The sequence below is a fragment of the Candidatus Erwinia haradaeae genome (assembly GCF_900699015.1).
Taxonomy (GTDB): Bacteria; Pseudomonadota; Gammaproteobacteria; order Enterobacterales; family Enterobacteriaceae; genus Erwinia_E; species Erwinia_E haradaeae_E.
On the sequence record NZ_LR217737.1, the window covers coordinates 205,300 to 217,988 of the forward strand.

General features: G+C 31.0%; 5 protein-coding genes. 2 read left to right on the top strand and 3 right to left on the bottom strand.

What is annotated here, in order from left to right:
* Nucleotides 1-93 precede the first annotated feature (93 nt).
* Entirely contained in the window at nucleotides 94-1,527 is a 1,434-nt protein-coding gene (gltX, locus tag ERCIPICE3303_RS00625; protein ID WP_157990829.1) for a glutamate--tRNA ligase, read from the bottom strand.
* A 1,260-nt stretch (nucleotides 1,528-2,787) separates the two neighbouring features.
* On the opposite strand from gltX, the gene gyrA reads away from it, so the two are divergent.
* Nucleotides 2,788-5,385 carry a DNA topoisomerase (ATP-hydrolyzing) subunit A gene (gyrA, locus tag ERCIPICE3303_RS00630; RefSeq protein WP_157990830.1) on the top strand — a complete coding sequence of 866 codons (2,598 nt, stop codon included), beginning with the start codon at nucleotides 2,788-2,790 and terminating at the stop codon, nucleotides 5,383-5,385.
* An 819-nt stretch (nucleotides 5,386-6,204) separates the two neighbouring features.
* On the opposite strand, the gene guaA is transcribed toward gyrA, so the two are convergent.
* Entirely contained in the window at nucleotides 6,205-7,785 is a 1,581-nt protein-coding gene (gene guaA / locus ERCIPICE3303_RS00635) for a glutamine-hydrolyzing GMP synthase (RefSeq protein WP_157990831.1), read from the bottom strand.
* 92 nt (nucleotides 7,786-7,877) lie between these two features.
* The gene (gene guaB / locus ERCIPICE3303_RS00640) at nucleotides 7,878-9,344 is read right to left on the bottom strand and encodes an IMP dehydrogenase (protein WP_157990832.1); all 1,467 of its coding nucleotides are present in this window, start codon (nucleotides 9,342-9,344) and stop codon (nucleotides 7,878-7,880) included.
* A gap of 2,474 nt (nucleotides 9,345-11,818) precedes the next feature.
* Here guaB and apt point away from each other — a divergent pair.
* On the top strand, nucleotides 11,819-12,379 hold the full coding sequence (gene apt, locus ERCIPICE3303_RS00645; protein WP_157990833.1) for an adenine phosphoribosyltransferase: 561 nt from the start codon (nucleotides 11,819-11,821) through the stop codon (nucleotides 12,377-12,379).
* The last annotated feature ends 310 nt before the right edge of the window (nucleotides 12,380-12,689 follow it).

Below are 12,689 nucleotides of genomic sequence, written 5' to 3' on the forward strand. Positions count from 1 at the left end.
TAGTGTATAATTTAGAGTTTTAGTTCATATAATAGTTGTTATTTCTTTATCAAGAGGAGTAACCAATATAATTTGATGTGATAGATAATAAAATTACTGATACTCTTTTTGATTTTGACTATTAACGATATAAATGAGTGCCTTTTCAATACGAGATAAGGTTCGTGCTTGACCAATAGCATGAATAGTGACATGGAGAGCAGGTGATTTTATTTGACCAGTAACAGCAACTCGAAGTGGCATTGCTACTTTTTCTATACTGACTAACAGTCTATCAGCGCATGATTTAATTATGTTTTTAATTGCCTCTTCTGTCCAATTATGTAGAATAGATAGTTTAATATATATGCTTCCTAAAAGGAGTCTAGTTTCTTCAGATGCTGAGGATAAATATGTTGTGGCTGCGTGAGAATCAAATTCATTAAACTCTTCATAAAAATAACGGCAGGAATCTGTGATATCTGTTAAAGTTGTACAACGTTTACCAAGTAATTTTATCAAGTCATCTAATCTTGGGCCAAGATGGATATTAATCTTTTTATTATCAAGATGTTTTTGCAGATGAGAAGAAACATATTCGACAGGTAGATTATTAATATAATGTTGATTGAGCCATTTTAGTTTTTTGCTATTTATAGTGCTAGCAGATTTGTTTACTGTGTTTAGTGAAAAGTATTGTTTCATTTCTTCTATATTAAATATTTCTTTATTACCATAAGACCATCCTAATCGTAGTAAATAATTTAGTAATGCTTCAGGTAAATAGCCTTGATCGCGATACCATGATACTTTAGCCGCTCCATGTCGTTTCGATAGTTTTTTGCCATCAGAGTCAAGAATCATGGGTAAATGGGCATAATGAGGAATAGGGGCTCCAATTGATTTCAGAATATTAATTTGGCGTGGAGTGTTATTGATATGATCTGTTCCGCGAATAACATGAGTAATTTTCATGTCCCAGTCATCAATAACTACACAAAAATTATAGGTAGGGGTTCCGTCTGACCGACGAATAATTAAATCATCTAGCTCTGTATTATGATATTGAATTGGTCCGCGTATTTGATCATCAAAAATTACTAATCCTTTCTGTGGATTGCGAAAACGTACGACATGTATTTGATTATCATCTTGATTATTACATTGATTTCGGCAATGCCCATCATAGTGTGGTTTTTCTCCATTAATTCTTTGATATTCACGTAATCCATCTAATCGTTGTTTAGTACAAAAACATTTATATGCATTATGTGTTTCGAGCATTTGGTTAATAACTAAGTTATAACGATCGAAGCGTTTTGTTTGATAGTAAGGGCCTTCATCCCAATCTAAATTTAGCCATTTTATACTATTTATAATGTCAGTGTTAGCTTCTTGAGTAGATCGCTCAAAATCAGTATCTTCAATACGTAATACAAACTGACCATTATTTTTTCGAGCGAATAGCCATGAATATAATGCGGTTCGAGCACCACCGATATGTAAACAGCCTGTAGGGCTTGGAGCAAAACGGGTTTTAATGTTCATAAATTAATATTTGATTATTAGAATATTTAGAATAAATTCTACATTATTTTTAATAGGTTGAATAATATTATATATTACATAATATCTAGTTATCATTCTTTTTTCTACTACAGGTGGTACTGTAATCTTATTTACTAATGTTATATCTTTGCTCTTAATAATTTAGGGTTTAATATGTTTTAAATATATATAATTAACTATATTGTCTTAATGATATCTCATTTTGTTTTCATTTTGGTATTGTATAGACTGCTATAATCACAGTATTTGTGAAAAGATTATTTATTATTATTATAAGAATTATAGTGATATTTTTAGCAAATTTCTCAATCACTCTAGTGTAGAATACCGTATTAAATATTCACTATTTCTTAAATAATGTATTTGAATTTTTCACATACTAGGTATTTTATAACAACAAATAGTAGGTTTATCTGATGTTCTCTGACTGGATCAGAGATACTACATGTGATTAATATCAGACAGTGTTTCAGTTGATGTCAATTAATCATATATAAATTATGCTTATTAAGGAAAGGCCTATCTCAGTAATCAGTAAGACAAATTTTCTTTTTTCCTTTATTTTTTATAACTAATATGAATGTGTTGGTATTTATAAATTATCAAAAATCAAATTATAAACCATCTCATCTGTGATAATAAAGGTGATTCTTCTAATATGCAATGTATTATTAAAAGCCATATTATTTTAGTATAATTTCCTGTTCAATGACTTATAGAATTTCATCAAAGCAATATTATTTCCAATCAATAAAACAATTTTACAAGTCATGTCAATCTAAATGGAAATATGTCTTTTCTAAACTACTTTCTTTATTAGGATCTTGTAGGTTATTTACATAGCGTTTATTAAAAAATAAAATTTTGTATTTTTAATAGAATGTAGTTATCAAATAGGATCTAGATATATTTTACCGTATCAATAGGTCTATTAAAATACATATAATATAATAATTAGATATTTATTTTATGTTTTGATTTTTATTTTCATAAAATCTATAAATTTTCCAAGAATCATAGATTCTTAAGATTATGATGATTATATGAAATAAGAACTTGAATTGAAATTAAATTATCAGACTGAGAGTTTGTACTTCATATACAATAATGTAGATTGAGTTCTTTGTGTATAGTAAGAAGTAAAACTCATTAGGGTAACATTTCCCACTTTCGGAGATGTAGTTCAATATCTTATCATATCTTTAAATTTAGGATTCAAACAGAAAGGAAAGTTTGTCTATGAATGATCTCATTCGTAAAATTAAACCGGTTAACATCGAAGAAGAATTAAAGCACTCTTATCTGGATTATGCAATGTCGGTGATTGTTGGTCGTGCTCTACCAGATGTGCGTGATGGTTTAAAACCAGTTCACCGTCGTGTTCTTTATGCGATGAGCATTCTTGGTAATGAATGGAATAAAGCTTATAAAAAATCAGCTCGTGTTGTTGGTGATGTAATTGGTAAATACCATCCACACGGTGATGTTGCTGTATATGAGACAATTGTTCGTATGGCGCAGCCATTTTCACTACGTTATAGATTAGTTGACGGACAAGGTAATTTTGGTTCTGTTGATGGAGATTCTGCTGCAGCCATGCGCTATACTGAAGTTCGTATGTCTAAAATTGCTCATGAATTATTATCAGATTTAGATAAAGATACTGTTGATTTTGTATTAAATTATGATAATACAGAAAAGATTCCATCTGTGATGCCAACTCGTATTCCAAATCTTCTTATTAATGGTTCTTCTGGGATTGCTGTTGGTATGGCTACAAATATTCCTCCACATAATCTTACCGAAGTTATTAATGCTTGTTTAGCGTATCTAAAAACAGAAAATATTACTGTTGAAGGTTTAATGAAGTATATTCCAGGTCCTGATTTTCCTACCGCTGCTTTAATTCATGGGCAGGATGGCATTAATGAAGCTTATCGGACTGGACGTGGGAAAATTTATATTCGTGCTCGTACGGTTATTGAAGTAGATGTTAAAACAAAACGAGAAACTATCATTGTAAATGAGATTCCATATCAGGTAAATAAATCTCATTTAATTGAGAAAATTGCTGAATTAGTAAGAGATAAGCGTCTTAATGGTATTACCGCGTTGAGGGATGAATCTGATAAAGAAGGCATGCGGATTGTTATAGAAGTAAAGCGTGATGCGGTAGCGGAGGTAATACTAAATAATCTTTATTCATTAACGCAATTACAGACCTCATTTTGTATCAATATGGTGGCCTTACATCAAGGCCAACCAAAAATCATGTCATTAAAGGATATACTTAAAGCGTTTGTTCGTCATCGTCGTGAAGTTATTACTCGACGTACACTATTTGAACTACGTCAAGCAGGAGGTCGAGCTCATATTCTTGAAGGGTTAGCATTAGCTTTGGTTAATATTGATTCTGTGATTAAGTTAATTCGTTTTTCTTCTACACCAGCAGAGGCAAAATTAGGTTTACTCACACGTTCATGGACAATAGGTGGTGTTTCTGCGATGCTGGATCCTGAAATCTCTCACATAGTTCACTTACGACGGATAGATGTTTCATGTTCTATAGATTCTGATCAGTATTATTTTACAGATCAACAGGCTCAAGCAATTTTAGACTTAAAGCTACAAAAAATTACCGGACTAGAACATGAAAAATTACTTGAAGAGTATACATCTTTATTACAGAAGATGACGAGACTTCGATGTATTCTTGATAGTTCAGTGCGTTTATTGGAAGTGATTCGTGAGGAACTAGAATTAATTCGTTCTCAGTTTGGTGACAAGCGTCGTACTGAAATCACTTCGTTTAGTACTAGTATTAATATTGAAGATCTTATCCGTCAGGAAGACGTAGTAGTGACATTATCTTATCAAGGGTATATTAAGTATCAACCTTTAGGTGTCTACGAAGCTCAACGACGTGGCGGCAAGGGAAAGTCAGCTGCTCGTATTAAAGAAGAAGATTTTATTAATCAATTACTAGTAGCTAATACACATGATACAATTTTATGTTTTTCAAGTTTAGGTCGCTTATATTGGATACGAGTTTATGAATTACCGGAGGCAAGTCGTGGTGCACGCGGTCGTCCAATCGTCAATTTATTACCATTAGTTGATCATGAACGCATTACTGCTCTTTTGCCAGTTCGTGAGTATGCTGAAGGTTGGAAGATCTTTATGGCTACCGCGAGTGGCATGGTCAAGAAAACAGCATTAGAGGAATTTAAGCGTCCACGTCATTCCGGTATTATTGCCGTTAAGCTTCGGGATGAGGATGAGCTCATTGGTGTATCACTTACTAATGGTACTGATGAGGCTATGCTTTTTTCTGCTGCTGGGAAAGTGGTCCGTTTTTCTGAAAATTCAGTTCGAACCATGGGGCGAATGACTTCTGGAGTTCGTGGTATTAAGCTAGCAAAGGGTGATAGGGTTGTTTCGTTAATCATTCCGCGTGATAATAGTGCAATTATGACTATTACGCAGAATGGTTATGGAAAGCGTACACAAAATTTAGCTTACCCTACTAAATCACGTGGGACACAAGGTGTCATTTCTATCAAAGTTACTAAACGTAATGGGTTAGTAGTTGGTGCCGTACAGATTACTGATAGGGATCAAATTATGATGATTACTAATACGGGTAATTTAGTTCGTACACGTGTAGATGAAGTGAGTTTGATTGGTCGAAATACGCAGGGTGTGATTTTAATTCGTACTGCTACAGGTGAAAAGGTGGTAGGATTACAGCGAGTTGCTGAACCAGTATCTACAGAAAATTTAGATCAAATTACTAGTATTGACAAGCTAGGTGCTGATACTAGGCTCTCAATATGAAATTAATATGATTTAATCTTAACATGATCATCTATAGCCTTTCAATCATACCGTTGTAAGGCTACTTTATTCAGTAAAAGTTAATTATTAGATGATATTTATAATTTAATAATGTCTTACTTAGGCTATAAGTTTTATAGTCTTGATATGATTTTAAGATATAGGTAATTGTTTGAGATATTATCTCTGAGTTGTGTGATAGATTTTATCAATAATATTGATTTTTCATCTTTACTAACATGGTTATTAGAGTTTTGGATCTATTTTATAAATTTTATACATATTGGTAAGATGTTATCTTAATGATAACGTTCTATAGATTCATCTTATAATTTTTCTTAGTTTTTTAGTTTTGTTTAGATTGTTATATGTATTCATGATCGGATAGGATGGAAAATTCATATTAATTGATTTTAAATAGATAATTATGATTAATTCGTTGTATTAGTGATTTAGCTAACGCATGAAATTTTCAATAGATCAATAAAAGCGTTTGAGTTGTATAGTAATTATTTAAAGGTTAAGCTTATAAGCTTTTTATTTATATTATGAGTCATATAGTATTTTGATTATTTATAGACATGAGTCTGAGTATCTAATAAATAAATATTTATAGGTCTATATTTATACATATTGATGTAATATAAAGGTGTTTTTAAGTAGTGCATACAGTGAACTACTTATTTAGAAAATTTATTAGATGACTGAATGTTAAGTGATTATGTTAGTAAAAAGATTGAGTCAATACTATTGGATAGTATATATAATATATATATTGTATATTTTATATTTTGATTTAGTTACGTTTGTTTATGAGGATTATTCCCATTCAATGGTAGCTGGTGGTTTGTTCGATATATCATAAACAACGCGAGAAATACCTTGTATTTCGTTTATTATACGGTTTGATACATGGGCGAGAAAATCGTGTGTTAAATAAGCCCATCGAGCAGTCATAAAATCAATAGTTTCAACAGCTCGTAGAGCGATAACCCAGTCATACTTTCTCTGATCACCCATAACTCCAACGGAGCGAATTGGAAGAAAAACAGTAAAAGCTTGGCTTACATTATTATATAATTTAGCATGATGTAATTCTTCTATAAATATTGAGTCCGCATAGCGCAGAATATCACAATATTCTTTTTTAACATTACCTAAAATGCGTACAGCAAGGCCTGGTCCTGGAAAAGGATGACGAAAAACTATAGAATCAGGTAAACCAAGCTTTAGTCCGATCTTCTTAATTTCATCTTTAAAGAGCGTTTTCACCGGTTCCACGAGACGAAGTTGCATGTTCTTTGGAAGACCGCCAACATTATGGTGTGATTTAATTACACATGTTGGATTATTTATAGAAATCGCGGATTCAATGATATCAGGATAGATGGTTCCCTGTGCTAACCATTGTACATTGCAGAGTTTGGATGCTTCTTCATCGAAGATTTCAATAAATATTTGTCCAATGATTTTTCGTTTTTCTTCTGGTTCCTCAATATTATCGAGAGCATTAAGAAAACGTTTTTCTGCGTCTATATGAAGTACATTAAGACCAAAGTGGTCAGAAAACATTTTCATGACCTGATTGGCTTCATCTAGACGAAGAAGACCATTGTCGATAAAAACACACGTTAGGTTATCACCAATAGCACGATGCAGTAATAATGCTGTAACTGCAGAGTCAATGCCACCAGAGAGGCCAAGGATTACTTTATCGGTACCTAATGTTTGTTTTAGAGATTCTATAGTATTATCAAGAATATTGATTGGAGTCCATAGGGCTTTGCATGCACAAATATTATGAACAAAGTTTTTTAATAAGTTTTGTCCTTGAGTAGTCTGTGTAACTTCTGGATGAAATTGAACACCGTAGAAACGTTTTTTGTCATTTGCTATGATAGTAAATGGACAATGTTCAGTTTTAGCTATAGCAATGAAATCTTCTGGGATTTCTGTGATGATATCACAATGACTCATCCATACATTTAGTATTTTTTTATTACTGAGATTAGTTATATCTTGAAGATCAAATATTAATTGATTTTGCTTTACAATTTCAACCTGAGTATAACCAAACTCACGCTTATTAGTAGTTGAGACTTGGCCACCAAGTTGTATTGTCATAATTTGCATACCGTAACAGATACCTAGAATAGGAATACCGATATCAAATATATGATCTGGTGCTCGAGGGCTTTTATGAGAGATACTGCTTTCTGGCCCACCTGACAGGATTATTCCATTTGGGTTGAATTCTTTAATCTGTTTTTTAGTGACATTATAGGTCCATAACTCACAATATACTCCGAGTTCTCGTATACGGCGAGCAACAAGAGCAGTATATTGTGAGCCAAAATCTATTATGAGAATGCGATCTTTATGCATATTTTTTATTTTCATTTAGTTATCCTAAAGATAAGCTATTTTGATATAGCCTATCATATGTCATATGAATAATATTTCAGCTTAGACGAAATATTCAGAATAAATAATCAGATGTCCATCCGATAATTTGGAGATTCTTTAGTAATGGTTACATCATGGACATGACTTTCCGAAATTCCTGCTCTGCTAACACGAACAAACTCTGCTATTGTTCGCAGTTCTTCAATTGTACCGCAACCGGTTAATCCCATACAGGATCGTAGTCCGCCCATTTGTTGATATATGATTTCTTTTAAAAGTCCTTTGTATGGAACTCGTCCTTCGATACCTTCTGGAACAAATTTATTGATTTGACCTTGAGCTTGGAAATAGCGATCAGAAGATCCTTGACGCATTGCACTGATTGAACCCATGCCACGGTAAGATTTAAATGAACGACCTTGGTATAATTCAATATTTCCTGGTGACTCTTCAGTACCAGCGAGCATTGCACCAACCATAACCACTGCTGCTCCAGCGGCAATAGCTTTAGCTATATCACCGGAGAAGCGAATACCTCCATCGGCTACTATTGGGATATCCATTCCTTGAAGAGCGGCTGTAGCATCTGATATTGCAGTAATTTGTGGTATTCCTACACCAGTTACGACACGAGTAGTACAAATAGAACCTGGACCAACACCAACTTTAACAGCATTGACACCTGCTTTAGCTAGTGCGAGTGCACCATCTCCTGTCGCTACATTACCACCAATAATTTGTAAATTAGGATAATTTGCGCGTATTGACCGGATTTGTTGCAGTACGTTTTCGGAGTGTCCATGTGAAGAATCAATCAATAAGATATCAATTCCTGCAGAAATTAAAGCATCAATACGTTCTTCATTATTTTTATCAATACCAACAGCCGCTCCAACACGTAGACGACCTTGTTCATCTTTACAAGCATAGGGTTTCTGTTCTGCTTTTTGAAAGTCTTTAACTGTAATCATACCTAATAATTGAAAATGATCATTGACTACTAATGCTTTTTCTACGCGTTTTTCATGCATTTTTTGTAGAACTACTTGACGTGTTTCGCCTTCTTTAACGGTGACTAGATGCTCTTTTGGAGTCATAACTGCAGAAACTGAGAGTTGAAGGTTTGTAACAAAGCGTACATCACGTCTGGTAATGATTCCGTTAAGCTGGTTATTGTTATTAACGACTGGATATCCAGCAAAGCCATTAATTTCAGTTAGAACCTTCACTTCTTCTAGTAATGTGGTTGGTAAAACAGTTTGAGGGTTAGTGACCACTCCACTTTCATATTTTTTTACTCGTCGAACTTCTTCTACCTGGTGCAAGGTAGACATATTTTTATGAATAAATCCTATACCTCCCTCTTTGGCGATAGCGATAGCTAGGTTAGATTCAGTGACAGTATCCATAGCTGCAGAGATCATCGGAATATTTAGATGGATAGTTTTAGTTAGCCAAGTGGTTAGATCAGCTGTATGTGGTAGCACTTTTGAGTGGGCTGGAACAAGAAGGACGTCGTCAAATGTTAGGGTTTCTTTTGTAATTCTTAGCATGGCAATATCTCAATGTGAAAGTAAATCAAAAGATATAAAATATTGCAGCAATATTATACAGGCTGTAACCTATTGCCTCCATCATTTTTAATTATAACTCATATTTATCTTGATTATATTTATCATATATCTATTATTTTTGATATTTTTAAGTAGAATTTATCTGATTAATTATCAATTTTGATATATTGTTTTATACACATAGTCTCAATAGACTTGAGATTAGAGTATTATGCAATATATATGTCTTGATGTTATATAAGAATGAAGTGGTTTATTTATATTTTAATTATTGGTAGTATACATATTATTCATTACTGTTTAGAATAAATATTCTATAGAATATTGAATAAATAGAATTTTAGTATTTGTTATTTTTTATATTCTCTCTAAATATTAGAGAGTACAGGAATATTTTTAAATGAATATCTATGTTTTATAAATGTTAAAGAAAACAAAATCTATGTTTTTAGTGCTCTTTGAAGTTGTTTAGAAGCAGGTGTTATCGAATGGTATATTTTATCGTAAACTATTAACAATAATATGTTTAATATATCAAGTTATTATCATTTTTTAGGCTTAATAAGAAAAGCATAATTAGTTTCCTATTTTATGGGGAGTTAGGTCTTGAGATAGAATGATATATATTGTATGTGAAAATTTTATTTTATCTGGTATCTGGCGTACACGAGTAGTTGAGAGAAATATAGAAATATTTTATATTTTAAGATTATGTATAAGAGTTTTAAATGTGATTAATTAATTATTAGATAAATTAACATTCTCTAAGTGATGTGAACTGATCATTAGATTCAATATATTATTTAGAGTAACTATAATTGATTAGTTCTTTATAAAAAGTGTAGTTATACCATGTAATTAATATTACCATTATTAATGGTATAGTTCATTATTACTTCTCTATTATGTTATTATAAAAGATAGATATGGTACGTTGTAATAAGCCGATGTTAGTTTGATTAAAATAGTAATAGAAATCAGATATAGATATAAGAAATTATTAGTTTTTCTAAAAATTATCTTGATCTTATTGTATGAGGGTTCTAGTTTTCTACGGAGCTATTTGATCTGCTGTTGGTTTAATAGACTTTTAACAATTATTTTGTGCATCAGTATAGTTTTTGATTTGTTTTATTTAAAGTTTTATCTTAGTATAGATGTTAATGATGTTATACGGGGTTCATATGGGTGCGCTGAGAAAGGTCAAAATCTAGTTGGTTTTTTTAAAACTATAAGTAAATTAAACATTTTTCTTATCTCGTTTTTGATAGAAAATATATTTAAATATTTAATAATTTGAATTTATAAAAACTAATGGGAATATTCTTTATGATAGCCACTCAATAACGGATAATAAGAAGTTTAATTATATTTTTGGTATGATTGATTCTTTTATAGAGTAGGAGTTGTGTAAGAATATCTTAATATATGCATCTTCCTTAAAAGATGAGGATACTATGGTTTTTTATTTGTTTGATTTTTTTCTATGTTTAGATAGAAGTAGTCGCTGTGTTTTCTATTTAGCTTGAAAGAATCTTCAATTGAGTCTTCTTAATTGAAAGAGATATTATTTTATTAAAAATTTTTATTGCATAAAGGTTAAGAAGGCATAAATATTGCATTTATGTTCATGGTAATATGTGGTCTGGAAAAACACATATAATCTGGAATAAAAATGATCATAAGTGACATGAATCTAATTGTTTATTTTAAAATATTAGAGAATGTAAAGATATTTAACATATTTACAATTGATATTTCAAAATAAATTTGAATTAGAATCAAAGGATCAAGTAATTCAATAATCTAGAATATAAAAATATTATTTATTTGGAGTTGGTCAGAATATTTGTAAAGATTTCAGAGAATGAATATCGATCAATGTTTTATGTATATAATATAAAAATATATTGATACTATTTTCTTTTTAAAAAGTTCGACATGAGTGATAAAATTTTATGTTACCTATGATGTAGTAAACAAATCACATGATCTTAATAATTCAATAAACCTAAAATCTTTATATTATAAATTTGGAATTTAGATGATTGAGTTTTTATTACTTTATCAAGTTTTATTTATGATGTACAAAATAACGATTATTTATCTATCATGAAGTATTTAATTATTCTATAGTAATTTTTTTAGTTTATCAAAAAATTGTATGAAAATATAATTTTTTGATAAAGATAAGTTGTATAAAAAGAAAAACTATCTAGTACATTATCTATGATTTGTCTATTATGTGCAAATCATTATATTGGTTGTAGAGATTTGTGTAAATTTTTCTGTGTATTTTATCTCATCTTTGAGATATTAGTTGAACGATTTCGCTGTGTTATTAACTATATTGAGGAAGAACTATATATCTTTTTTCTTTTATTATATAATTTTTGAATAAAAGGAATGATATAAATGCGCCATTTAGATATGACTTTACTAGGCTAAATATAATGATTAACACTACGATTCAGCTTGAATTTCTAAAAAATAGCATCAAAAGCATTCCGGATTACCCAAAACCTGGAATAATATTTCGAGATATTACTAGTTTATTGGCAGATCCTCAAGCTTTTGCACTTAGTGTCGAACTAGTAGCTCAACGCTATCGTAATACTAAAATTAGTAAAGTTGTAGGGCCTGAGGCTCGTGGTTTTTTGTTTGGTGCACCTATAGCTTTAGAGCTCGGGGTTGGTTTTTTACCAGTTCGAAAATTTGGCAAGCTTCCTCGAAAAACTTTTTCTGAGTATTATTCACTGGAATATGGTTCTGGTGTGTTAGAGGTGCATTGTGATGCAATCCATCCTGGCGATATAGTCCTTGTAGTAGATGATGTATTAGCCACTGGTGGTACTATCGAAGCAACAGTCAAGCTTATTCACCGTGCTGGTGGTTGTATTACAGATGCTGCTTTTATTATAAATCTCTTTGATTTAGGAGGCGAAGCGCTTTTACAATCTTATGGCGTTAAGAGTTACTCTCTTTTGAAGTTTCCTGGCAAGTCTTCTATATGATAAGGATTAACTATTTAGTGTAATTCTTTAAAAGATCTTTACTAGATTTTATTATAATTTTATTAGCTGTTAAAAAATCATAAGAATTATAATGATAATAATATATCTTGATGTTTTTATTATTTTAGTAAAAAGGATTTTCTTTTTATATAAAAGTTTCTAAATTAATGGTTAAATAATGTTTTTATTTTGGGTGTGCAATCTTTTTCTGTTTTATCTATTTCCAGATAGTAGTGATTACGGTTATTTTTTATTTTTTTCTAGAAAATTAAGTTAATGATTTAGGATAATAATAGTAAATCATGAGTAA